The following is a 22,518-nucleotide window of genomic DNA, read 5'->3' as shown; positions in this document are numbered from 1 at the left end:
AATGAGTATCAAGGGCACCGTATTAGAGAAAATTGTGCAGGATAAAGCCCTGTGGGTTGAAGCACGGAAATCGCAGCAGCCGCTGGCCTCCTTCCAGAACGATCTGCAGCCGGCGGAGCGTCATTTTTACGAGGCGCTGCGTGGCACGCGCACCGTCTTCATTCTGGAGTGTAAAAAAGCCTCCCCGTCGAAAGGGCTGATTCGCGCCGATTTTGATCCCGCGACTATCGCCGGGATCTACCGCCATTACGCCTCTGCGGTGTCAGTGCTGACCGATGAGAAATATTTCCAGGGCAGCTTTGATTTCCTGCCGGTGGTCAGCGCCGCCATCACGCAGCCGGTGCTGTGCAAAGACTTTATTATTGATCCCTACCAGATTTACCTGGCGCGCCATTATCAGGCCGATGCCATTCTGCTGATGCTGTCCGTACTGGATGATGAGCAGTACCGTCAGCTGGCTGCGGTGGCGCATAGCCTGAAAATGGGCGTGCTGACCGAAGTCAGTAACGAAGAAGAGCTGGAGCGGGCTATCGCGCTGGAAGCTAAAGTAGTCGGCATCAACAACCGCGATCTGCGTGATTTGTCGATTGACCTGAATCGCACGCGTCATCTGGCCCCGCGTCTCAGCCATGGCGTCACCGTGATCAGCGAGTCCGGCATCCATAATTACGCCCAGGTGCGCGAGCTGAGCCATTTTGCTAACGGCTTTTTAATTGGCTCGGCGTTGATGGAAGAGCACGACCTCGACGCCGGTGTGCGCCGCGTGCTGCTGGGCGATAACAAGGTGTGCGGCCTGACCCGCCCGGAAGATGCGCAGGCCGCACATCAGGCTGGCGCGCTGTATGGCGGCGTGATCTTTGCCGCCGGTTCGCCGCGCCAGGTTAACGAGGCGCAGGCACAGGCGGTGATCGCCGCCGCACCGCTGAAGTATGTCGGCGTGTTCCGCAATCAGACTATCAGTGACGTTGTCACGTTAGCCACGCGTTTATCGCTTGCGGCCGTTCAGTTGCACGGCGACGAAGACAAAGCCTACGTTGCAGAACTGCGCCAGGCGCTGCCAGCCAGCGTGCGCATCTGGAAGGCGCTGAGCATTCAAGATCGGTTGCCGCCACGCGACTGGCCGCACGTTGATCGCTACGTGCTGGATAATGGCCAGGGTGGCAGCGGTCAGCGCTTTGACTGGTCGCTGCTGCAGGGTGAAGACCTGACTGATGTGCTGCTGGCCGGTGGCCTGAGCGCCGATAACTGCGTCGAAGCCGCTCAGCTCGGCTGTGCCGGCCTCGACTTCAACTCCGGCGTGGAATCCGCGCCGGGCATCAAAGATGCCAGCAAAGTCGCGGCGGTATTCCGCACGCTGCGCGCCTATTAATTGCGTCTGCCCGCCTGCGGGCGGGCCGGATAAGGAAGAGGACACGATGACGACATTACTTAATCCCTACTTTGGCGAATTCGGCGGCCAGTATGTGCCGCAGATTTTGATGCCAGCACTGCGTCAGCTGGAAACGGCCTTTGTTGAAGCACAGCGCGATCCGGCGTTTCAGGCAGAATTTACTGACCTGCTGAAAAACTACGCCGGTCGCCCGACGGCCCTGACGCTGTGCAGCAACCTGACCAAAGGCAGCAAAACCCGCCTGTACCTGAAGCGCGAAGACCTGCTGCACGGCGGTGCACACAAAACTAACCAGGTGCTGGGCCAGGCGCTGCTGGCAAAACGCATGGGCAAAAACGAGATCATCGCGGAAACCGGCGCCGGTCAGCACGGCGTGGCGTCGGCACTGGCGTGTGCCCTGCTCGGCATGAAATGCCGTATTTACATGGGCGCGAAAGACGTTGAGCGTCAGTCACCCAACGTGTTCCGTATGCGGCTGATGGGCGCAGAGGTGATTCCGGTACACAGCGGCTCGGCCACGCTGAAAGATGCCTGTAACGAGGCGCTGCGCGACTGGTCCGGCAGCTACGAAACCGCGCACTACATGCTCGGCACTGCCGCAGGTCCGCACCCGTTCCCGACCATTGTACGTGAATTCCAGCGCATGATTGGCGAAGAGACCAAAGCGCAGATTCTGGAAAAAGAGGGTCGCCTGCCGGATGCGGTACTGGCGTGTGTCGGCGGCGGTTCTAACGCCATCGGCATGTTTGCGGATTTCATCGAAGAGAGCAGCGTGCGCCTGATCGGCGTGGAGCCTGCGGGTCACGGTATTGACACCGGTGAGCACGGTGCACCGCTCAAGCACGGTCGCGTCGGCATCTATTTCGGCATGAAGGCGCCGATGATGCAGACCGAAGAGGGACAGATCGAAGAGTCCTACTCCATCTCTGCCGGTCTCGATTTCCCGTCGGTCGGTCCGCAGCATGCGCACCTGAACAGCACCGGCCGCGCTGACTACGTGTCAATCACGGATGATGAAGCGCTGGAGGCCTTTAAAACGCTGTGTCGTGCCGAAGGCATCATTCCGGCACTGGAGTCATCGCACGCGCTGGCGTATGCGCTGAAGATGATCCGCGAAAACCCGGACAAAGAGCAGCTGCTGGTGGTGAACCTTTCCGGCCGCGGCGACAAAGACATCTTTACCGTACACGATATTCTGAAAGCTAAGGGAGAGATCTGATGGAGCGTTATAATCAGCTGTTTCAACGTCTGTCCGCGAAACAGGAAGGCGCGTTTGTGCCCTTCGTCACCCTTGGCGATCCGTCGCCAGCGCTGTCGCTGAAAATTATTGATGCGCTGGTCGCGGGCGGTGCGGATGCGCTGGAGCTGGGCATTCCATTCTCCGATCCGCTGGCCGATGGCCCGACGATTCAGGGCGCTACGCTGCGCGCCTTTGCCGCCGGCACCACCGTAGCGCAGTGTTTTGAAATGCTCGCCACCGTGCGCCAGAAATACCCCGATCTGCCGATTGGCCTGCTGATGTACGCCAACCTGGTGTTCAGCAGAGGTATCGACAACTTCTACGCGCAGTGCGCTGCGGTGGGCGTTGACTCGGTGCTGGTAGCTGACGTGCCGGTGGAAGAGTCGGCCCCATTCCGCCAGGCGGCGATGCGTCACAACATTGCGCCGATCTTTATCTGTCCGCCCAACGCGGATGACGATCTGCTGCGCGAAATCGCCTCGCACGGCCGTGGCTACACCTATCTACTGTCACGCGCCGGCGTTACCGGTGCAGAAAATCGCGCCAGCCTGCCGCTGCATCATCTGATCGAGAAGCTGCGCGAATATCATGCTGCGCCGCCGCTGCAGGGCTTTGGCATCTCTGAGCCGGGTCAGGTGAAAGAGGCCGTTGCCGCCGGAGCCGCCGGAGCCATCTCCGGCTCGGCCATCGTGAAAATCATTGAGCGTAATCAGAACGACCCAACGGCGCTGCTTAGCGAACTGCAAACGTTCGTCAGCGATCTCAAAGCGGCTACCCGCTGAGTTGGCACGGCCCTGCACTGGCTGCAGGGCCCTTCTTACTTCCTGCCCCCTTTTTTCTCCCCTGCGACAAACTTTTTCATCGCGCCTGAGTTGCCGAAATGCGAGGCACGGCCCACACTTAAGCGTGCCGTCACGTTACGGTGCACCACCATCTATGACAGGGAGATAACCAATGAAATTGTTCAAAGTCGTTGCGGGTTTTTTAGTGGCTGCAGTGATGGCGCTCACCTTAAGTGCCTGTGCACCAACAGCAACAAAGGAAGGGACCGGCGGTTACATCGATGACACGGTCATTACCACCAAAGTGAAGGCTCAGCTGCTGAATGACGAGGCGCTGAAATCGACAGAAATTAACGTTGAGACCTTCAAAGGGAAAGTACAGCTGAGCGGCTTTGTCAGCTCGCCGCAGATGGCCAACCGTGCGGTTGCGGTAACGCGTAACGTGGCGGGGGTAAAATCCGTCGTCAACAATATGCAGATTAAGTAACTAAACGGGCGACCTGCGGGTCGCCCTTTTTCTTTCTGGTGTAAAAATCAGAAACGGTAGCCCGCGCCAAAGAAGAACACCCACGGATCGATGCGGGTATTGATATTCTGCTGTTCGCCCGCCGCTTTGAATTTCACCTCGGTATCGATGTCCATGTACCACAATGACGCGTTGAGCAGCCAGTCGCGGTTGATCTGATAATCCAGCCCGACCTGACCCGCCACGCCCCATGAATCTTTCACGCTCAAATCGCTCAGCTGCGCATCCTGCCCGGTCTGGTTGAACTTCGCATCGTAGAAGGTGGTGTAGTTGATCCCGACGCCAACGTACGGGCGCAGCGCGCTTTGGCTATCGAAAAAGTAGTACTGCGCCATCAGGGTGGGCGGCAGCTGACGCACGGTAGCGAGGTTGCCGGTCGGGCCAAGTCCCACTTTGTGGCGGAACGGCGTGGCCGCCAGCAGCTCAACGCCGATATTGTCGGTCGCCATCCAGGTAAACGTCAGACCCAGCTGGGTATCATTACTGACGCTGAAGCCGCCCATACCCAGCACATTATCAGAGCCTTCGGTCGGACGAACGGTCGCGCTACCGGCGCGCACAAAAAAATCACCGGCCTGGTGAGCCAGTGCCAGTTGCGGGATCGCCAGCGCCAGCAGCAGCGCGCATTTAGCCAGTTTCATAATCACTCCTTTGCCGGAAAACAGGGTATTGAGGTTAATCGCGGCACAAGATTTACCCCTTTTTTGCGAAAAGATCATCAGCATCAATTCAAATTAATCACTTATAAAACAATGAATTGATTCAGATCAATTTTGCCTTTACAAGCGGACATAAAAATCCTGTTGCCGCCATGACACGGCGTGATTATGTTGCTATTCCCCTTTTGTGATTTTGGTTCGAAGCCTCAGGAGTGGCGGGCGATCAGATGAGCGATTTACTTAACCCCTGTATGACCTGTGGCGCCTGCTGCGCCCATTTTCGCGTTTCTTTTTACTGGGCCGAAGCCGACGACGGCGGTGGCGCGGTGCCGGTTGAACTGACGGAACCCCTGAGCCTGATGATGCGCAACATGCGCGGCACCAACGATCGTGCTCCGCGCTGCGTGGCGCTGCAGGGTGAAATTGGCGGCTGTGTTTCCTGTGGGATTTATGCGCAGCGGCCGTCACCGTGCCGGGAATTCGCCATGTCCGGCGAAAATGGCGTGCCGAATGACGCCTGCGATCGCGCCCGGGCGCGCTATGGTTTACCCGCGCTTTTTCACCCTTCTTTACCTGAGATGACAGAAAGTTATGGGATTCCGGGTGCCAGCCTGCCTGCAGAACATGTACAATCGCCGGGTTAATTAACCCGGTTCCTTCAAGGAGTGTACATGTCTATCACGGCAAGCTCGTTATACCGTGACACAGGAAATTTTCTGCGCCATCAGCTGGTCACCATCGTGCTGATGGCGTTGCTGACCTCGTTTATTACCGTGATTGTTGGCCACGCCCTGACGCCGGGCGAGGATCAGTTATCCCTGCTCAGCCAGACCGACAGCAGCGCCTCTTCGCTGTTTGAAATCGTCCAGAACATGTCACCAGATCAGCAACGTATTCTGCTGCGCGCCTCTGCCGCCGGCACTTTCGCTGCCCTGATTGGCAACACGCTGCTGCTGGGCGGTATGCTGTGCCTGCTGCCGATGGTATCCAGTGGACAGCGCGTCAGCGCGCTGCGCGCGATTGGCGCCTCTGCGCCGCTGCTGCCGAAACTGCTGGTGCAGACCTTCCTGATCACCCTGCTGGTGCAGCTGGGCTTTATGGTACTGATGGTGCCGGGTGTGATTCTGGCGATTCTGCTGTCGCTGGCGCCGGTGATGCTGGCAAGTGAAAAAATGGGCATTTTCAGTGCGATGCGCGCCAGTATGCGTCTGGCATGGAAGAACATTAAGGTAATCGCCCCGGCGATTATTTTGTGGCTGCTGGCAAAAATTGCGCTGATGTTCTTCTTCTCCTCACTGACCGTGCTGCCTGCCAATATCGCTTCGGTGGTGCTCAACGCGCTGGGCAACCTGGTATCAGCCATTCTGATTATCTATTTGTACCGGCTGTATATGCTGTTACGTTAAGCGTTACGGCGCCCGCGGCGGCGCCGTAACTCAACGCTCCTGCCCCTGACTGGAAACGCTATGAAGCAGTTACTCGATTTTCTTCCCCTGGTAGTTTTCTTTATTTTCTACAAGCTGTACGACATTTTCGTCGCCTCCGGCGCGCTGGTAGTGGCGACCGGTATCGCGCTGGTGGTCAGCTGGGTGCTGTACCGCAAGCTGGAAAAGATGACCATTTTCACCTTTGTGCTGGTTGCGGTGTTCGGCACCCTGACCTATGTGTTCCACAACGATGAGTTCATCAAGTGGAAAGTCACGGTGATTTACTCGCTGTTCGCGCTGGCGCTGCTGTACAGCCAGTGGTTTATGCAGCAACCGCTGATCCAGACCATGCTTGGCAAAGAGCTGCAGCTGCCGGGTGCGGTATGGCGTCGGCTGAATATCGCCTGGGCCCTGTTCTTCCTGGCCTGCGGACTGGCGAATATTTATGTTGCGTTTTGGTTATCCCAGGCGTTTTGGGTTAACTTTAAGGTGTTCGGTCTTACCGGCCTGACCCTGCTGTTTACGCTGTTAAGCGGCCTGTATATCTGGCGACAGATGCCGCAACAAGAACAAAAATAATCGATGCAGCCTGGTCTCCGCCGGGCTTGTCTTCACCTGCAGAAGAACTGAGCAATGGACGAAAAACATAAGTTGCCGCAAGGCGAGATGGTCTCGCGCACCCTGGCGATGCCGGCAGACACCAATGCCAACGGTGATATCTTCGGCGGCTGGCTGATGTCGCAGATGGATATGGGCGGCGCGATACTGGCTAAAGAAATTGCCAAAGGTCGCGTGGTAACGGTGCGCGTGGATGGTATGACCTTCCTCAAGCCCGTCGCCGTCGGCGATGTGGTGAGCTGCTACGCGCGCTGCATCCGCACCGGCAATAGCTCGATGACCATTAACGTGGAAGTGTGGATTAAAAAAGTGTCGTCCGAACCGATCGGGCAGACTTACTGCGCCACCGAAGCGGTGTTTGTTTATGTGGCGGTCGATAACAGCGGGAAACCCCGTCCACTGCCGGAAGGCCAGGCCAATCTGAGCAATTAAGCGTATAAAAAAGCGGCCCGGAATGGCCGCTTTTTCTTTACCTGTCTGGCTTTACTCGATGTTCGCGCCGCCGTTAATGCGGAACACGATGTTCATCGTCAGCCCTTTGCCCGGCCGTCCTGGCTGATAGCGCCACTTCTTCATCGCCTGCTTCACTTCGCGCTCAAACATGTTGCGCGGCTCAGCGGACAAAATCTCGACGTTATCGACGCGCCCATCGCTGTCCACGTCAAACTTCACCCGCACCCGCCCTTCAACGCGCAGCGCGAACGCACGCGCCGGATACGCCGGCTTGCTGACGCTCATCGCTTTCGGTCCATCCGACACCGTCTGCGTCGGGGCCGGGTTACTCTTCGGTGCCGTAGAGGGGCGCGTTTGCGCGGCTGGCGCGTCCTGTTTAAACGGATTCTCCTGCGGCTTCACCTGCTGGCGCGGCTTCGGCTCTGCCTTTTTCTCCACCTTAGGCTTCGGTTTCGGTTTTGGCTTCGGTTTAGGTTCCGGCTTAGGGATCGGCACCGGCTCGGCTTTTGGTGGCTCTGGTGCGACCTCCGGCTCGGGTTCCGGTTCGGGCGGCGGCGGCGGGGTTACTGCTGCCGGTGCCGGTTCAGGCTGCACTTCCGGTGCCACCATGCTAATGCTGATAGGCTGAGACGCTTTAGGAACCTCAATGGTCTGATGAAATGAAGCATAAAGAATGCCGGCGATTACCGAACCGTGAAGGAGCACGGACAAAATCACGGACACAGGCGTTCGGGTTGGAAAAGGCGTAGTCAACGTCGTCATATCAGTCATGTTCATTGAGTGAAGCGCTGATTTTAAATGCAAATAGCAATCAGTTTCAATAAGCACGCTACTGAAGGCCAAAAGAAAGGCGCTTTTTAACCCTGCCTGCGCTGCAGCGCGCGCCCATTATCTTTCGTTTGCACTCTGTTTAGCGATCACTTAACGTGTCTCGCAAATTCGGCAAGTCTAACGGGAGTATCCCATCGTGCTTTACGTCATTTATGCGGAAGATACCGCAGATTCACTGGAAAAACGTAACTCTGTGCGCCCGGCACACCTGGCGCGTCTGCAGCTGCTGCAGGATGAGGGGCGTCTGATTGTCGCCGGTCCTCTGCCTGCCGTCGACAGTAATGAGCCGGGCCCGGCTGGTTTCACCGGTTCTGTGATTGTTGCCGAGTTCTCATCGCTGGAAACGGCCCAGTCGTGGGCCAATGACGATCCGTATATCGCCGCTGGCGTGTACGACAAAGTCACGGTTAAACCGTTTAAACGGGTGTTCTGATGCAGTGGCAGCCCCTTCTGTTGTTAGTGCTGGTGCTGCTGCTGATTGGTCGTGCGCTGTGGCTGTGGCGCCGTCAGGGCTGGCGTCAGGCGCGCCAGCACATCGTCATGCTGGTGGTACTGGCGGCGGCCCTGCAGATAGTGAATGTTTCACTGGTATTACGCGGCCACTGACGACCGCGTTCATTGCTCAGGTATTCTGCGTGATAAACAGGATAGAGCGACGCTGCTGCTGCGCTACCTGATGACGAATCGCATGGATGCGCTTATAACGACGTGACTGCCCTTCCAGCCAGCGGGCACGACGGCGATGCGCCTGGCGTAACATTCTCCAGCGGGCCACTTCATTTCTGCTGCGTCTCATCACATCCTCTCTGACTGGCTAAACCCGCGACGCATTATAGTGATCTGGCTAAAAATGCCAAATCGAAACCTTCATCGAAACGTCATCAACGATTAAAGGTTTCGCTGGCGCAGATCAACACGTAAACTTTGCCCATCAAAGCGCGAACGGGACGTCCACTTTATGACCACATTTTATACCCTTATCAGCTGGTTGCTGCTGTTTGGCTACTGGCTGCTGATTGCCGGGGTTACGCTGCGCATCCTGATGAAGCGGCGTGCGGTGACCTCAGCGATGGCCTGGCTGCTGATCATCTACATTCTGCCGCTGGTGGGTATTATCGCCTATCTGTCGTTTGGCGAACTGCATTTAGGTAAACGCCGCGCAGAACGCGCCCGCACCATGTGGCCCTCGACCGCCAAATGGCTCAACGACCTGAAACAGTGTCGTCACATTTTCGCGACTGAACACAGTGACGTGGCGCGTTCCCTGTTCGAGCTGTGCCGTCATCGTCAGGGTATTGCCGGCGTTAAAGGCAATCAGCTGCAGCTGCTGACCAGCGCCGATGACGTGATGCAGGCGCTGATCCGCGATATTCAGCTGGCGCGCCATAATATTGAGATGGTGTTTTACATCTGGCAGCCGGGTGGTCTGGCTGATGATGTAGCGGAATCGCTGATGGCTGCCTCACGGCGCGGCGTGCACTGCCGCCTGATGCTGGACTCCGCCGGCAGCGTGGCGTTCTTCCGCAGTCCGTGGGTGGGCATGATGCGCAACGCCGGTATTGATGTGGTCGAGGCATTGCAGGTTAGCCTGTGGCGTGTGTTCCTGCGCCGCATGGATTTGCGTCAGCACCGCAAAGTGGTGCTGATCGATAACTACATTGCCTATACCGGCAGCATGAACCTGGTGGATCCGCGCTTCTTTAAACAGGATGCTGGCGTGGGTCAGTGGATTGATCTGATGGCGCGCATGGAGGGCCCGGTGGCCACCACCATGGGCATCGTCTACGCCTGCGACTGGGAAATCGAAACCGGCAAACGCATTCTGCCGCCGGCGCCGGACGGCAATGTAATGCCGTTTGAGCAGGAGAGCGGTCACACCATTCAGGTGATCGCCTCAGGGCCGGGCTTCCCCGAGGACATGATTCATCAGGCGCTGCTGACGGCGGTGTATTCGGCGCGCGAGCAGCTGATCATGACCACGCCCTACTTCGTGCCGAGCGACGACTTACTGCACGCCATCTGTACCGCCGCGCTGCGTGGCGTTGAGGTGAGTATTGTTGTACCGCGCCACAATGACTCGCTGCTGGTCGGCTGGGCCAGCCGCGCCTTCTTCACTGAACTGCTGGAAGCCGGAGTGAAAATCTATCAGTTTGAAGATGGCCTGTTGCACACCAAGAGTGTGCTGGTGGACGGTCAGCTCAGCCTGGTGGGCACGGTGAACCTGGATATGCGCAGCCTGTGGCTCAACTTCGAGATCACGCTGGTGGTGGATGATGACGGCTTTGGTAGCGATCTCGCCACGGTCCAGGATGATTATATCGCCCGTTCGCGTCTGCTGGACGGCGCGCGCTGGGCAAAACGTGCCTGGTGGCAGCGCATCGTCGAACGACTGTTTTACTTCTTTAGCCCTTTACTGTAAAACGAGCGAAAATATTACCGCCTCAGGGCAAGCAGGAATGACCATGGATTTAAATAATCGCCTTACTGAAGATGAAACGCTGGAACAGGCTTACGATATTTTTCTTGAGCTGGCAGGCGATAACCTCGATCCGGCAGACATCATTCTGTTCAATCTGCAATTTGAAGAGCGCGGCGGCGCCGAGCTGTTTGATCCATCAGAGGACTGGCAGGAACATGTGGATTTCGATCTCAACCCTGACTTCTTCTCAGAAGTGGTGATCGGCCTCGGTGAAGCGGACGGCGAACCGATTACCGATGTGTTCGCGCGCATCCTGCTGTGCCGCGAGAAAGACCATAAGCTGTGTCATATTCTGTGGCGTGAATAAGCCGCAGCGCATAAAACAACGCCGGGCACTGCCCGGCGTTGTTGTTTATGGCACCGCTCTTATAGCGGATCAACCTTCAGACAGGACACCGCATGGCGGAAACTGCCTTCCAGTAGCGGTCGGGTTTTGGCGCACTCCGGGCCGGCAATCGGGCAGCGGGTACGGAACACGCAGCCTGATGGCGGATTGATCGGCGACGGCAGTTCCCCTTCCAGCAGCTGAATCTGCTTATTCTTCTCCAGGTCCGGATCAGGAATCGGCACCGCCGACATCAGCGCTTTGGTGTACGGATGCTGTGGATCGTTATACACCGCATCATAGGTCCCCAGCTCAACCGCGTGGCCGAGATACATCACCAGTACGCGATCAGAGATGTGCTTCACCACCGCCAGGTCATGCGCGATGAAGATCAGCGACAGGCCCATTTCACGCTGCAGTTTCTGCAGCAGGTTGACCACCTGCGCCTGAATCGACACGTCGAGCGCCGACACCGGCTCATCACAGATAATCAGCTTCGGCTCAAGAATCAGCGCACGGGCGATACCGATACGCTGGCACTGGCCACCGGAGAACTCGTGCGGATAGCGGTTGATGAGGTTCGGCAGCAGACCGACCTTCATCATCATGGTTTTAACCTTATCCTTCACTTCCTGACGCGGCATTTTTGGATAGTAGGTGCGCAGCGGTTCGGCGATGATGTCACCAATGGTCATACGCGGGTTGAGCGAGGCCAGCGGGTCCTGGAAGATCATCTGAATGTCACTGCGCGCCTGACGCCACTCTTCCTGGCTCTGGCCCAGCAGATCGCGCCCCAGCCACGCCACGCGCCCGTCGGTGGCTTTCACCAGACCGATAATGGCGCGCGCCAGCGTGGATTTGCCGCAGCCGGATTCACCGACCACGCCGAGGGTTTCGCCTTCATACAGACGCAGACTGACACCATCCACCGCTTTCAGGGTTTTCGGCGGCTGCCAGAACCACTGCTTGCCGTCTTTGATATCGAAATGCACCTTGAGGTCGGCGATTTCCAGTAACACTTTTTTCTCTTCAGCTACGGTGCTCATACTAACTCCTCCACCGGTTTGAAGCAGGCACGCAGGCGCCCTTCGGCAAACGGTTCAAGCGGCGGTGATTTGGCACAAATATCCATGGCATATGCGCAGCGCGGCTGGAACGGACAGCCCTGCGGCAGACGCAACAGGTTGGGCGGGTTGCCGGGAATGGTGGTCAGCGACTCCCCCTCCGCGTCAAGACGCGGCACCGCGCTCAGCAAACCGATCGAATATGGATGGGCCGGCTGGTAGAACACATCGCGCGCACGGCCATACTCCATGGTGCGCCCGGCATACATCACCAGTACCTTGTCACAGATCCCGGCAACAACGCCGAGATCGTGAGTGATCATGATGATGGCGGTGTTAAATTCACGCTTCAGCTCATTCAGCAGCGTCATGATCTGCGCCTGCACGGTGACATCGAGCGCGGTGGTTGGCTCATCGGCAATCAGCAGCTTTGGCCGACACAGCAGCGCCATGGCGATCATTACGCGCTGACGCATGCCACCGGAAAACTCGTGCGGGAACATCTTCATGCGCTTGCGCGCTTCCGGCATTTTCACCGCATCCAGCATGCGCACCGACTCTTCAAACGCCTGGGCGCTGCTCATGCCTTTGTGCAGTTTCAGCACCTCCATCAGCTGTTCGCCGACGCGCATGTACGGATTGAGCGATGTCATCGGGTCCTGGAAAATCATCGCAATCTGTTCCGCGCGCAGCTTGTTCAGTTTGCTTTCCGGCAGATTGAGGATTTCGCTGCCGTTGAACTGCGCCGAGCCGCCAATGCGACCATTTTTCGCCAGCAGTCCCATCAGCGCAAACGCGGTTTGCGATTTTCCGGAGCCGGATTCACCTACAATGCCCAGCGTTTCACCGGCGCGCAGGGAAAAGTTGAGGTCGTTCACAGCGGTCACGTCGCCGTCGTGAGTACTGAAGGTGACGCGCAGATCTTTAACGTCCAGCAGCAGGTTAGCGTTTCCCGCAGGTGCAGCCGCCAGCGGCTGCTGAGTATCATGATGGGTCATCGGGAAACTCCTTAACGATCTTTCGGGTCGAGGGCGTCACGCAGGCCATCGCCGATAAAGTTGAAACAGAACAACGTCACCACCAGGAAGCCCGCCGGGAACATCAGCAGCCACGGTGATACTTCCATCGAGTTGGCGCCGTCGCTCAACAGCGCGCCCCAGCTGCTCAGTGGCTCCTGAGTGCCGAGGCCGAGGAAACTCAGGAAGGATTCAAACAGGATCATGCTTGGCACCAGCAGCGAGGCATACACCACCACCACGCCCAGCACGTTCGGCACGATGTGGCGCAGCACGATATTGCCGGTAGAAACGCCGCCGACCTGCGCCGCTTCGATGAACTCTTTGCGCTTCAGTCCCAGCGTCTGGCCGCGCACGATACGCGCCATATCCAGCCATGACACCATGCCAATAGCAACGAAGATCAGCAGGATATTGCGGCCAAAGAAGGTCACCAGCAGGATGACGAAGAACATAAACGGGAACGAGTTGAGGATTTCCAGGATACGCATCATCACCGAGTCAATCTTGCCGCCGAGGTAGCCGGCCAGCGAACCGTACAGCGTGCCCACCAGCACCGCGATCAGCGCTGAAGCGATGCCGACCATCAGCGAGATACGGCCGCCAATCGCCACGCGCACCAGCAGGTCACGTCCCGAGGAGTCGGTGCCAAACCAGTGGCCTGAGGTGGTGTCCGGCGGTGCAGACATCATCGCCCAGTCGGTATCATCATATTTGAACTGCGCCAGCATCGGGGCGAACACCACGAACAGCGCAATCACCAGCAGCACCAGCAGGCTGATAAGGGCCGCACGGTTATGAATAAAGCGGCGACGTGCGTCCTGCCACAGGCTGCGCCCTTCCACTTCCAGCTTTTCGCTGAACGCGTCCAGAGCTTCGCTATTTTTCTTACTTAACATCATGAGCGAGCTCCACCATCAGTAACGAATTTTCGGATCGATAACGGCGTACAGCACGTCAACGATCGCGTTGAACAGGATGGTCAGCACGCCGACCAGAATGGTCAGGCTCATCACCAGCGAGTAGTCACGGTTTAGTGCGCCGTTGACGAACAGCTGACCGATGCCCGGCAGACCGTAGATTGATTCGATTACCATCGAACCGGTGATGATGCCAACAAACGCCGGCCCCATATAGGAGAGCACCGGCAGCAGCGCCGGCTTCAGCGCGTGGCGCAGCACAATACGGCGCAGCGGCAGACCTTTCGCACGCGCGGTGCGGATGAAGTTGGAGTGCATCACTTCAATCATCGAGCCGCGGGTGATACGGGCGATACTGGCGATGTAAGCCAGTGACAGCGCCACCATCGGCAGCAGCATGTAGTTCCACTGCCCGCCATTCCAGCCGCCGCCCGGCAGCCAGCGCAGAGTGATGGCAAAGATCAGTACCAGCAGCGGTGCCACCACGAAGCTGGGAATGACCACCCCGGTCATCGCCACCCCCATGACCGCGTAATCCCACAAACTGTTTTGCTTCAGCGCGGCGATAACCCCCGCCGTGACGCCCAGCACCACCGCAAGGAAGAAGGCTGCCAGCCCCAGTTTGGCCGATACCGGAAACGCATGACCGACCAGGTAGTTAACCGAGTAGTCTTTATATTTAAACGACGGCCCGAAATCACCGTGTGCCAGCTGCACCAGGTAGCTGAGATACTGTTTGCCGATCGGATCGTTGAGATGATATTTGGCCTCAATGTTGGCCATGACTTCCGGCGCCAGCGCACGCTCGCCGGTGAACGGACTGCCGGGTGCCAGTCGCATCATAAAGAAGGAGATGGTGATCAGAATGAATAGCGTCGGGATGGCTTCAAGGAGCCGACGCAGGATGAATTTTAACATTGCCGTACCTACCAGGCTGTTGCTTCACAAAGTCAAAAAGGCGGCGCCGCAGCACCGCCACTGTCGATAGCCTGAGTGCTATTAATGCTTAATGATGTACAGGTTCTTATCCAGGGTTTTATCCAGCGGATCGTTGCCGGTGTAGCCGCCAACGTACGGTTTCACCAGACGCGCGTTCACGTAGTAGTAAACCGGCACGATGGTGCTGTCTTTATCCAGGATCTGCTCTGCTTTCTGATAATCGGCCACGCGCGCTTTGTCATCCGCCGCTTTCACCGCATCGTGAATCACTTTGTCGAAGTCCGCGCTCTTATAGTGCGAGGTGTTACTGCTGCTGTCCGACAGCATGATGTTCAGGAAGGAGGTCGGTTCGTTATAGTCGGCACACCATGCTGCGCGGGAGACATCGAAGTTGCCCTGATGACGGGTATCCAGGAAGGTTTTCCACTCCTGGTTTTCCAGCTTGATGTTGACGCCGATGTTCTTTTTCCAGATGGACGAGGCGGCAATCGCCAGTTTTTTGTGCAGATCGGAAGTGTTGTACAGCAGGTTGAAGGTCAGCGGTTTGTCGGCGGTATAACCGGCTTCGGCCAGCAGTTTCTTCGCTTCTTCGTTACGCTTGTTCTGATCCCACTTGTACCAGTCCGGCGGCAGCAGTTCCATGCCGTCAGTGGCTGGCGGTGTGAAGCTGTAGGCCGGCTGTTGACCCTGCGCCAGCACTTTGTTCACCATGATGTCGCGATCCAGACCCAGCTTCAGCGCGGTACGCACGCGGACATCGGTAAACGGTGCTTTCTGGTTGTTGATTTCATAGTAGTAGGTGCACAGATACGGTTTCACCATCAGCTCTTTACCGTTATCACGCTGCAGTTTTTTAAACAGCTCGATCGGCATGTTGTTGTAAGTGATGTCGCTGCCGTTCTCGGAGAAATAACGGTTCACATCGCTGACTTCGGAGTTGATTGGCAGGAAGGTGACTTTATTCAGTACGGTATGTTCGTTGTCCCAGTATTCCGGGTTACGCACCAGCGTCACGCGTTCGTTGATCACGTGAGATTCCAGTTTAAATGCACCGTTGCCGACCCAGTTCTGCGGCTGCGTCCACTGGTCGCCAAACTTCTCAATGGCGGGCTTATACACCGGTGACATCACCGCGTTGATCAGCAGCTTATCGAAGTACGGTACCGGCTCGCTCAGCGTCACTTCCAGCGTGTGGTCATCCAGTGCTTTCACGCCGAGATCGGAGGTCGGTTTTTTGCCGGCGATGATGTCATCCACGTTGAGGATGTGGCCATACTGCGGGTAGCTCGCATAAGGCGAGGCGGTTTTTGGATCGACCAGACGCTGCCAGCTGTAGACGAAGTCCTGCGCGGTGACCGGCTCGCCGTTTGACCATTTGGCATTTTTACGCAGATGGAAGGTCCAGACTTTGTAGTCTTTGTTTTCCCAGCTTTCCGCGACGCCCGGCACCGGTTTGCCGTTGCTGTCGCTCACGATCAGACCTTCATACAGGTCACGGGCGATATTATCTTCCGGCACGCCTTCGATTTTGTGCGGATCCAGCGACTGCACTTCATCGCCATTGCCGCGCACCAGTTCCTGTTTCGCTGCCAATTCGGTACCCGCCGGTACGTTGGCCGCCAGTGCAGCATTCCCTGCCAGCGCGCCGATGGCCGCCAGTACGCCTGCGGCGATCAGGCTTTTTTTCGTGATGTTGTTCATTATTACGCTCCAGTTTTATTATCGTCACCGGGTCGGCTGACCGCCCGGCGTACCCCGTTTCCGGGAGATCTCCGCCTGTCTGCGCGAAGATCACTACCACCCTGCAGGGTTACCACGGCAACGTGACGCCAGACTGTAGCGCCGGATCGTCACATTACTCAATGTTTCTTTATGTAATAGTATTTCAGCGCCAGCATATCCTGCGGATCTTTGCCGCTGAAACCGCCCACCCACGGCTTCACCAGCCGCACGCTAACGCGGTAGTAAACCGGAATGATCGGTGAATCCTGATCCAGCTGTTGTTCCGCCTGCTGATAGAGCTGCGCGCGCTGCGCGTCATCTGCGGTGTTGAGCGTTTGCGCCATCAGCGCATCAAATGCGGCGCTGTGATAAAACGCGGTGTTGATGGAGGAGCCACTCAGCAGCAGATTGAGGAAGCTGGATGGCTCGTTATAATCCGCACACCAGGTGGCGCGCACCACATCAAACTGTGCCTGATGACGGGTCTCCAGTAGCGTTTTCCACTCCTGATTTTGCAGCGTGACCTGCGCACCGAGATTCTTTTGCCACATCGAGGCAGCCGCAATCGCCTGACGCTTGTTCTGTTCTGAGGTGTTATACAGCAGAGTAAAACGCAGCGGATGCTGGGCATTGAAGCCAGCTTCCGCCAGCAGCTGCTTCGCTGCCGCGTTACGTTGCGCCTGCGTCTGCTGCGCCCACGCTGGCTTATTGAGAGCAATACCGTGAATAAAGGGCGGCGTCAGGCCGTAGGCCGGGATCTGTCCCTGCCCCATAATTTTCTGCGCGATGATGTCGCGGTCGAGCGTTAACTTCAGCGCGCTGCGTACGCGGACGTCGTCAAACGGCGCTTTCTTGTTATTGATTTCGTAATAGAAGGTGCACAGTAGCGGGCTGACTCTTACTTCATCTCCCAGCGCCTGCTGCAGTTTTTTGAACATATCGGGCGGCACCACGCTGTTGGTCATGTCGGTGCCGCCACTGCGATAGCGGTTTATATCGCTATTCTCAGAGGTGAGCGCCAGAAACACGCCTTCGTCCAGCGTGGTATGGGCATTGTCCCAGTAGTGCCGATTACGCTTCACCACGATCTGCTCATTCACCACCCAGTCCGCCAGCGTGTAAGCGCCATTCCCCACGTAGTGCTGCGGCTGTGTCCAGGCATCGCCCCACTGCTCTACCGCCGGACGATACACCGGTTTCATCGAAGTATGAGCCAGCATATCAACAAAATACGGGACCGGTTCAGAGAGCGTAACCTGCAAATGATGGTCGTCCAGCGCTTTCACGCCCAGCTGGGAAGGCGCCGCTTTACCGGCGAGGATGGCATCAATGTTGCTGATGTGCGCAGCCTGCAAATAGCTGGCGTACGGCGAGGCGGTGCGCGGATCGGCCAGACGCTGCCAGCTGTAGACAAAATCCTGCGCGGTGACCGGCTCACCATTGCTCCAGCGGGCGTCTTTACGCAGCGTGAACGTCCAGATGCGGCCCTGCTGATTTTGCCACTGCTGCGCCACGCCGGGCACCAGTTGACCGTTGTTGTCGGTCTCAACCAGTCCTTCCAGCAGATTGCGAATCACATTGGATTCCGGCACGCCCTCGACTTTTTGTGGATCAAGCGAGGACACTTCGCTGCCATTGTTAATAACGATGCGTTGCGTATCCGCTAATGACGTCCCGGCTGGGATCTCAGCGGCCTGACTTTGCGCCAGCGCACTGGAGAGGCAAAGCGCCAGAAACGTGCGCGCTGCCGTTTTCGCTACCATGCTTTTCATCAACCAATATCAACCTTCAACATAAACCTGATAGCAGTAAGCAAGAAGCGTACACATTTGTTGCTAGCAGATAAAAAATTTTGCGGTGAGCCGAAAATTATCAGAAGCGTTGCCCGCACGCCAAAGCTAAACCACAAAAATGTTAGCTGATTCTCTTTTATCACGTTGCCGCGCACAGGAAAAGTGTTAATTCTTGAGCAGAATTATCGATTAATCCACTGATAAACAATGAATTTCAGCCTGATTTGCACGTTAATTATTCGTTAATCAACTAACTTTATAATATTTACGAATATTGCTGCTTTTAATGCTGAAGCCCGGATATTTATTCGGATTTACAGCGCAAGCTATAGAATGATACTGCGGATGATTTACAGAGTAGCGGGATATACTGTGACGATTATCACAGTATTTTGAGGCTCAGGCTGTGTGCGGGATAACACCAGTAGTAAAACTGATGCGGTCGGGCCGATATTAAGCGCGACAAATAAAATCACTATATTGGTGCAATATTCCATTTATTTGCACCATTCTGGTTCACAAAGCGCTTAGCGATAAAAAATAACCGCCGTTAATTCAGTAATCCTGGAAACAGGGCTTTCATTCCGGTCACGACAAATTCAATGCCCAGCGCCATGAGCAGCAGACCCATGATACGCGTAATGACGTTGATACCGGTTTGTCCCAATACGCGCACCATCAGCGGTGCGGCCCGGAACAATAACCAGCAGCAGAAGGCAAATATCGCAATCGCCAGGGTAAATCCCAGCAGATTTGGCCAGCTGTGATAACGCGAGCTCCAGACAATGGTCGAGCTGATCGCGCCCGGCCCTGCCATCAGCGGCAGCGCCAGCGGCACCACGCCGATGCTTTCACGAATCGCCGTTTCTGACTTCTCCTGCTTGTTCTGTTTGTCTTCACCCAGCTTACCGCTGATCATCGACATAGCGATGGTGACCACCAGAATGCCGCCGGCGATGCGGAAAGAGTCAATCGAGATACCAAACAGATGCAGGATACCGTCGCCAAGAAACAGCGAGGTCCAGAGGATAATCGCCACCGCCAGGTTCGCGGTCAGGTTGGTTTTATTGCGCTCCGCCACCGCCTGGTAGCTGGTCATGCTGATAAATACCGGAATAATGCCGACCGGGTTAACCAGCGCGAACAAACCCACAAAAAATTTAATGTAGCCAGAAAGATCGAGTAGCGCAGGGGTCACGGTGGGCTCCAGGTGATGGCGAAAAAAATCGCGCTTAATGTAGTGCAAAAGCCTGGCTAAACACCAGAGGCTAACGCAGAAATAAATGCTGCACTTAAAGCACTATCCCAGTTTATTCCGCTACTGTTAGCGCTATGTTATCGGCCTGCAGCCGGTCAGATCGGCTTCTGTAGCCGTCGACGCTAACTTTACTTGCAAAAGTGAGCGCTGAAAGGTGTCAGCTGATAGTTAAATTGATCTGCATCATAAATTGCCTACCCCATCAGGGGTAATCTTAGCCCATCGGAACTCAACCCTGTGACACAGGTCATCCTGGCGGAAAAACCTTTTTAGTAAGCAACGGCACGGGCATCGCCATCCTTAGCTATCCATAAGCGTAACGAGACTATACTTCTGGATTCAGGCTTGTTTACTAAAAAAGTTTAACTTCCTTAGGAGAGTATTATGGCCGTTACTAATGTTGCCGAACTTAACGCACTGGTAGAACGTGTTAAAAAGGCACAGCGCGAATACGCCAATTTTAGTCAGGAACAAGTTGATACCATTTTCCGTGCGGCCGCCCTCGCCGCTGCCGATGCCCGTATCCCTCTCGCCAAAATGGCCGTTGCCGAATCCGGCATGGGTATCGTTGAAGATAAAGTCATCAAAAACCACTTCGCTTCCGAATATATTTATAACGCTTACAAAGACGAAAAAACCTGTGGCGTGCTGGACACCGATGATACCTTTGGCACCATCACCATCGCTGAGCCGATTGGCCTGATTTGTGGCATCGTGCCCACCACCAACCCGACCTCTACCGCCATCTTCAAGGCCCTGATTAGCCTGAAAACCCGTAACGGTATCATCTTCTCTCCTCATCCACGTGCCAAAGATGCCACCAATAAAGCGGCTGACATCGTACTGCAGGCTGCTATCGCGGCCGGTGCGCCAAAAGACATTATTGGCTGGATTGATGCGCCATCGGTTGAACTCTCTAACCAGCTGATGCATCACCCGGACATCAACCTGATTCTCGCCACCGGTGGTCCCGGCATGGTGAAAGCGGCTTACAGCTCCGGCAAACCAGCGATTGGTGTGGGCGCGGGTAACACTCCGGTGGTGATTGACGAAACAGCCGATATCAAACGCGCGGTTGCCTCAATCCTGATGTCAAAAACCTTCGACAACGGCGTGATTTGCGCGTCTGAACAGTCAGTGATTGTCGTGGATTCTGTCTATGACGCCGTGCGTGAGCGCTTCGCCAGCCACGGTGGCTACCTGCTGCAGGGCAAAGAGCTGAAAGCGGTGCAGGATATCATCCTGAAAAATGGCGCGCTGAATGCGGCGATTGTCGGTCAGCCGGCTTACAAAATTGCTGAACTGGCAGGGATTAGCGTGCCGGTGAGCACCAAAATTCTGATTGGTGAAGTGAAGCTGGTGGATGAGTCTGAGCCGTTCGCCCATGAGAAGCTCTCGCCAACGCTGGCCATGTACCGCGCGAAAGACTATTACGATGCGGTGGATAAAGCAGAAAAACTGGTGGCAATGGGCGGTATCGGCCACACCTCCTGTCTTTATACCGACCAGGACAACCAGCGCGAGCGCGTAAACTTCTTCGGCGACAAAATGAAAACCGCGCGCATCCTGATCAATACCCCGGCTTCACAGGGCGGGATCGGTGACCTGTATAACTTCAAGCTGGCCCCTTCACTCACGCTGGGCTGCGGTTCATGGGGTGGTAACTCTATCTCTGAAAACGTGGGTCCAAAACACCTGATCAACAAGAAAACCGTGGCCAAGCGAGCTGAAAATATGTTGTGGCATAAACTTCCGAAGTCTATCTACTTCCGCCGCGGTTCACTGCCAATTGCGCTGGAAGAAGTGGCGACAGACGGTGCGAAACGCGCCTTTATCGTCACCGACCGCTTCCTGTTCAACAACGGTTATGCTGACCAAGTTACCCGCGTGCTGAAATCACACGGAATCGAAACCGAAGTGTTCTTTGAAGTAGAAGCAGACCCAACGCTGAGCATCGTGCGTAAAGGTGCCGAGCAAATGAACAGCTTTAAACCTGACGTGATCATCGCCCTGGGCGGCGGTTCACCGATGGATGCGGCCAAGATTATGTGGGTAATGTACGAGCATCCGGAAACCCACTTTGAAGAACTGGCGCTGCGCTTTATGGACATCCGTAAACGTATCTACAAGTTCCCGAAAATGGGTGTCAAAGCGCGCATGGTGGCCATTACCACCACTTCCGGTACCGGTTCAGAAGTTACGCCGTTTGCGGTAGTGACTGACGATGCCACCGGCCAGAAATATCCGCTGGCAGACTATGCCCTGACGCCGGATATGGCGATTGTCGATGCCAACCTCGTAATGGAGATGCCGCGTTCGCTGTGCGCCTTTGGGGGTCTGGATGCCGTCACCCATGCGCTGGAAGCCTACGTATCGGTACTGGCTAACGAATACTCTGACGGTCAGGCGCTGCAGGCACTGAAACTGCTGAAAGAGAATCTGCCTGCCAGCTACCGCGACGGCGCGAAAAATCCTGTGGCGCGTGAGCGTGTTCATAATGCGGCGACCATTGCCGGTATCGCTTTCGCCAACGCCTTCCTCGGCGTGTGTCACTCCATGGCGCATAAACTGGGCTCTGAGTTCCACATTCCACACGGTCTGGCCAACGCCCTGCTGATTTGTAACGTGATTCGCTACAACGCGAATGATAATCCAACCAAGCAGACTGCCTTCAGCCAGTACGACCGTCCGCAGGCACGCCGCCGCTATGCTGAGATTGCTGACCATCTCGGTCTGAGCGCGGCTGGTGACCGTACCGCGCAGAAAATTGAAAAACTGCTGGCATGGCTGGAAGAGATGAAAACTCAGCTGGGTATCCCAACCTCTATCCGCGAAGCGGGCGTGCAGGAAGCTGACTTCCTGGCGAAAGTCGACAAGCTGGCGGATGATGCGTTCGATGACCAGTGTACCGGTGCTAACCCACGCTATCCGCTGATTGCTGAACTGAAACAAATCATGCTGGATACCTTCTATGGACGTGAGTTCTCAGAAGCAGATAACAGTGTTGCAACTGAGGGTGAAGCTAAAGCCGTAAAGAGTGAGAAGAAAACCAAAAAGGCCTGACTGGCCTGATACA

General features: G+C 56.2%; 23 protein-coding genes. 13 read left to right on the top strand and 10 right to left on the bottom strand.

Annotation, left to right across the window (positions count from 1 at the left end; translation table 11 throughout):
* The first annotated feature begins 1 nt into the window (after position 1).
* The 4 genes from trpCF (at position 2) to AC6I7J_RS09465 (ending at position 3,899) form a co-directional block, all read left to right on the top strand.
* Positions 2 to 1,369, top strand: a complete 1,368-nt coding sequence (gene trpCF / locus AC6I7J_RS09480; protein WP_315657684.1) for a bifunctional indole-3-glycerol-phosphate synthase TrpC/phosphoribosylanthranilate isomerase TrpF — start codon at positions 2 to 4, stop codon at positions 1,367 to 1,369.
* Positions 1,370 to 1,415: 46 nt separating this feature from the next.
* Complete coding sequence (gene trpB, locus AC6I7J_RS09475; RefSeq protein ID WP_058758632.1) at positions 1,416 to 2,609, top strand: tryptophan synthase subunit beta; 1,194 nt, start codon at positions 1,416 to 1,418, stop codon at positions 2,607 to 2,609.
* Positions 2,609 to 3,412 carry a tryptophan synthase subunit alpha gene (trpA, locus tag AC6I7J_RS09470; protein ID WP_058771266.1) on the top strand — a complete coding sequence of 268 codons (804 nt, stop codon included), beginning with the start codon at positions 2,609 to 2,611 and terminating at the stop codon, positions 3,410 to 3,412. The genes trpB and trpA overlap by 1 nt, the downstream gene beginning before the upstream one ends.
* A 172-nt stretch (positions 3,413 to 3,584) precedes the next feature.
* Entirely contained in the window at positions 3,585 to 3,899 is a 315-nt protein-coding gene (locus AC6I7J_RS09465; protein WP_021510099.1) for a BON domain-containing protein, read from the top strand.
* A gap of 47 nt (positions 3,900 to 3,946) precedes the next feature.
* Here the strand turns inward: AC6I7J_RS09465 and ompW are convergent, their stop codons facing one another.
* A complete protein-coding gene (gene ompW, locus AC6I7J_RS09460; protein WP_498007194.1) occupies positions 3,947 to 4,579 on the bottom strand; it encodes an outer membrane protein OmpW in 633 nt (210 codons plus the stop codon).
* Positions 4,580 to 4,824: 245 nt separating this feature from the next.
* On the opposite strand from ompW, the gene AC6I7J_RS09455 reads away from it, so the two are divergent.
* Genes AC6I7J_RS09455 through yciA form a run of 4 tightly spaced genes read left to right on the top strand, consistent with a single transcriptional unit; the run spans position 4,825 to position 7,074 of the window.
* Positions 4,825 to 5,241: a YkgJ family cysteine cluster protein gene (locus AC6I7J_RS09455; RefSeq protein WP_021510097.1), complete on the top strand. Its 417-nt coding sequence runs from the start codon at positions 4,825 to 4,827 to the stop codon at positions 5,239 to 5,241.
* A gap of 27 nt (positions 5,242 to 5,268) precedes the next feature.
* Complete coding sequence (locus AC6I7J_RS09450) at positions 5,269 to 6,003, top strand: YciC family protein (protein ID WP_104092993.1); 735 nt, start codon at positions 5,269 to 5,271, stop codon at positions 6,001 to 6,003.
* A 60-nt stretch (positions 6,004 to 6,063) separates the two neighbouring features.
* Positions 6,064 to 6,603 (top strand): septation protein A, encoded by a 540-nt coding sequence (locus tag AC6I7J_RS09445; RefSeq protein ID WP_058758637.1) that lies wholly within the window; start codon positions 6,064 to 6,066, stop codon positions 6,601 to 6,603.
* A 54-nt stretch (positions 6,604 to 6,657) separates the two neighbouring features.
* Positions 6,658 to 7,074, top strand: coding sequence for an acyl-CoA thioester hydrolase YciA (yciA, locus tag AC6I7J_RS09440; RefSeq protein WP_498007193.1), 417 nt, complete (start codon positions 6,658 to 6,660; stop codon positions 7,072 to 7,074).
* A gap of 51 nt (positions 7,075 to 7,125) precedes the next feature.
* Here yciA and tonB read toward each other — a convergent pair whose 3' ends face one another.
* The gene (gene tonB, locus AC6I7J_RS09435) at positions 7,126 to 7,857 is read right to left on the bottom strand and encodes a TonB system transport protein TonB (protein ID WP_031280217.1); all 732 of its coding nucleotides are present in this window, start codon (positions 7,855 to 7,857) and stop codon (positions 7,126 to 7,128) included.
* 205 nt (positions 7,858 to 8,062) lie between these two features.
* Between tonB and AC6I7J_RS09430 the strand changes: the two genes are divergently transcribed.
* Together AC6I7J_RS09430 and AC6I7J_RS09425 are read left to right on the top strand one after the other, a co-directional pair.
* The gene (locus tag AC6I7J_RS09430) at positions 8,063 to 8,359 is read left to right on the top strand and encodes a YciI family protein (protein ID WP_010617723.1); all 297 of its coding nucleotides are present in this window, start codon (positions 8,063 to 8,065) and stop codon (positions 8,357 to 8,359) included.
* The gene (locus AC6I7J_RS09425) at positions 8,359 to 8,532 is read left to right on the top strand and encodes a hypothetical protein (RefSeq protein WP_021510092.1); all 174 of its coding nucleotides are present in this window, start codon (positions 8,359 to 8,361) and stop codon (positions 8,530 to 8,532) included. Before AC6I7J_RS09430 ends, AC6I7J_RS09425 begins: the two co-directional genes overlap by 1 nt.
* Positions 8,533 to 8,548: 16 nt before the next feature.
* On the opposite strand, the gene AC6I7J_RS09420 is transcribed toward AC6I7J_RS09425, so the two are convergent.
* Positions 8,549 to 8,722 (bottom strand): YciY family protein, encoded by a 174-nt coding sequence (locus AC6I7J_RS09420; protein ID WP_088517180.1) that lies wholly within the window; start codon positions 8,720 to 8,722, stop codon positions 8,549 to 8,551.
* Between the two features lie 162 nt (positions 8,723 to 8,884).
* Between AC6I7J_RS09420 and cls the strand changes: the two genes are divergently transcribed.
* A complete protein-coding gene (gene cls / locus AC6I7J_RS09415; RefSeq protein WP_021510090.1) occupies positions 8,885 to 10,345 on the top strand; it encodes a cardiolipin synthase in 1,461 nt (486 codons plus the stop codon).
* Positions 10,346 to 10,382: 37 nt separating this feature from the next.
* On the top strand, positions 10,383 to 10,712 hold the full coding sequence (locus AC6I7J_RS09410) for an HI1450 family dsDNA-mimic protein (protein WP_013509338.1): 330 nt from the start codon (positions 10,383 to 10,385) through the stop codon (positions 10,710 to 10,712).
* A 59-nt stretch (positions 10,713 to 10,771) separates the two neighbouring features.
* Here the strand turns inward: AC6I7J_RS09410 and oppF are convergent, their stop codons facing one another.
* The 7 genes from oppF to AC6I7J_RS09375 form a co-directional block, all read right to left on the bottom strand.
* Positions 10,772 to 11,776, bottom strand: a complete 1,005-nt coding sequence (gene oppF / locus AC6I7J_RS09405) for a murein tripeptide/oligopeptide ABC transporter ATP binding protein OppF (RefSeq protein WP_498007192.1) — start codon at positions 11,774 to 11,776, stop codon at positions 10,772 to 10,774.
* Positions 11,773 to 12,792 carry an ABC transporter ATP-binding protein gene (locus tag AC6I7J_RS09400; protein ID WP_021510087.1) on the bottom strand — a complete coding sequence of 340 codons (1,020 nt, stop codon included), beginning with the start codon at positions 12,790 to 12,792 and terminating at the stop codon, positions 11,773 to 11,775. The genes oppF and AC6I7J_RS09400 overlap by 4 nt, the downstream gene beginning before the upstream one ends.
* 11 nt (positions 12,793 to 12,803) lie before the next feature.
* Positions 12,804 to 13,712, bottom strand: coding sequence for an oligopeptide ABC transporter permease OppC (oppC, locus tag AC6I7J_RS09395; protein ID WP_021510086.1), 909 nt, complete (start codon positions 13,710 to 13,712; stop codon positions 12,804 to 12,806).
* A gap of 15 nt (positions 13,713 to 13,727) precedes the next feature.
* A complete protein-coding gene (oppB, locus tag AC6I7J_RS09390) occupies positions 13,728 to 14,648 on the bottom strand; it encodes an oligopeptide ABC transporter permease OppB (protein ID WP_021510085.1) in 921 nt (306 codons plus the stop codon).
* An 81-nt stretch (positions 14,649 to 14,729) separates the two neighbouring features.
* A complete protein-coding gene (gene oppA / locus AC6I7J_RS09385) occupies positions 14,730 to 16,370 on the bottom strand; it encodes an oligopeptide ABC transporter substrate-binding protein OppA (RefSeq protein WP_021510084.1) in 1,641 nt (546 codons plus the stop codon).
* Between the two features lie 158 nt (positions 16,371 to 16,528).
* Positions 16,529 to 18,163: an ABC transporter substrate-binding protein gene (locus tag AC6I7J_RS09380; RefSeq protein WP_498007191.1), complete on the bottom strand. Its 1,635-nt coding sequence runs from the start codon at positions 18,161 to 18,163 to the stop codon at positions 16,529 to 16,531.
* A 571-nt stretch (positions 18,164 to 18,734) separates the two neighbouring features.
* Positions 18,735 to 19,382: a YchE family NAAT transporter gene (locus tag AC6I7J_RS09375; RefSeq protein ID WP_031280216.1), complete on the bottom strand. Its 648-nt coding sequence runs from the start codon at positions 19,380 to 19,382 to the stop codon at positions 18,735 to 18,737.
* Between the two features lie 444 nt (positions 19,383 to 19,826).
* On the opposite strand from AC6I7J_RS09375, the gene adhE reads away from it, so the two are divergent.
* Entirely contained in the window at positions 19,827 to 22,505 is a 2,679-nt protein-coding gene (gene adhE, locus AC6I7J_RS09370; RefSeq protein WP_058781810.1) for a bifunctional acetaldehyde-CoA/alcohol dehydrogenase, read from the top strand.
* Positions 22,506 to 22,518 lie beyond the last annotated feature (13 nt).

Source organism: Type-C symbiont of Plautia stali, assembly GCF_059730935.1.
Note: the sequence above shows the minus strand (reverse complement) of the source record. Positions and strands in the feature narration are given on the sequence as shown.

Coding starts and splice junctions, on each gene's coding strand:
- trpCF (WP_315657684.1), top strand. CDS start 2: ATGAGTATCAAGGGCACCGTATTAGAGAAAATTGTGCAGGATAAAGCC.
- trpB (WP_058758632.1), top strand. CDS start 1,416: ATGACGACATTACTTAATCCCTACTTTGGCGAATTCGGCGGCCAGTAT.
- trpA (WP_058771266.1), top strand. CDS start 2,609: ATGGAGCGTTATAATCAGCTGTTTCAACGTCTGTCCGCGAAACAGGAA.
- AC6I7J_RS09465 (WP_021510099.1), top strand. CDS start 3,585: ATGAAATTGTTCAAAGTCGTTGCGGGTTTTTTAGTGGCTGCAGTGATG.
- ompW (WP_498007194.1), bottom strand. CDS start 4,579: ATGAAACTGGCTAAATGCGCGCTGCTGCTGGCGCTGGCGATCCCGCAA.
- AC6I7J_RS09455 (WP_021510097.1), top strand. CDS start 4,825: ATGAGCGATTTACTTAACCCCTGTATGACCTGTGGCGCCTGCTGCGCC.
- AC6I7J_RS09450 (WP_104092993.1), top strand. CDS start 5,269: ATGTCTATCACGGCAAGCTCGTTATACCGTGACACAGGAAATTTTCTG.
- AC6I7J_RS09445 (WP_058758637.1), top strand. CDS start 6,064: ATGAAGCAGTTACTCGATTTTCTTCCCCTGGTAGTTTTCTTTATTTTC.
- yciA (WP_498007193.1), top strand. CDS start 6,658: ATGGACGAAAAACATAAGTTGCCGCAAGGCGAGATGGTCTCGCGCACC.
- tonB (WP_031280217.1), bottom strand. CDS start 7,857: ATGACGACGTTGACTACGCCTTTTCCAACCCGAACGCCTGTGTCCGTG.
- AC6I7J_RS09425 (WP_021510092.1), top strand. CDS start 8,359: ATGCAGTGGCAGCCCCTTCTGTTGTTAGTGCTGGTGCTGCTGCTGATT.
- AC6I7J_RS09420 (WP_088517180.1), bottom strand. CDS start 8,722: ATGAGACGCAGCAGAAATGAAGTGGCCCGCTGGAGAATGTTACGCCAG.
- cls (WP_021510090.1), top strand. CDS start 8,885: ATGACCACATTTTATACCCTTATCAGCTGGTTGCTGCTGTTTGGCTAC.
- AC6I7J_RS09410 (WP_013509338.1), top strand. CDS start 10,383: ATGACCATGGATTTAAATAATCGCCTTACTGAAGATGAAACGCTGGAA.
- oppF (WP_498007192.1), bottom strand. CDS start 11,776: ATGAGCACCGTAGCTGAAGAGAAAAAAGTGTTACTGGAAATCGCCGAC.
- AC6I7J_RS09400 (WP_021510087.1), bottom strand. CDS start 12,792: ATGACCCATCATGATACTCAGCAGCCGCTGGCGGCTGCACCTGCGGGA.
- oppC (WP_021510086.1), bottom strand. CDS start 13,712: ATGATGTTAAGTAAGAAAAATAGCGAAGCTCTGGACGCGTTCAGCGAA.
- oppB (WP_021510085.1), bottom strand. CDS start 14,648: ATGTTAAAATTCATCCTGCGTCGGCTCCTTGAAGCCATCCCGACGCTA.
- oppA (WP_021510084.1), bottom strand. CDS start 16,370: ATGAACAACATCACGAAAAAAAGCCTGATCGCCGCAGGCGTACTGGCG.
- AC6I7J_RS09380 (WP_498007191.1), bottom strand. CDS start 18,163: ATGAAAAGCATGGTAGCGAAAACGGCAGCGCGCACGTTTCTGGCGCTT.
- adhE (WP_058781810.1), top strand. CDS start 19,827: ATGGCCGTTACTAATGTTGCCGAACTTAACGCACTGGTAGAACGTGTT.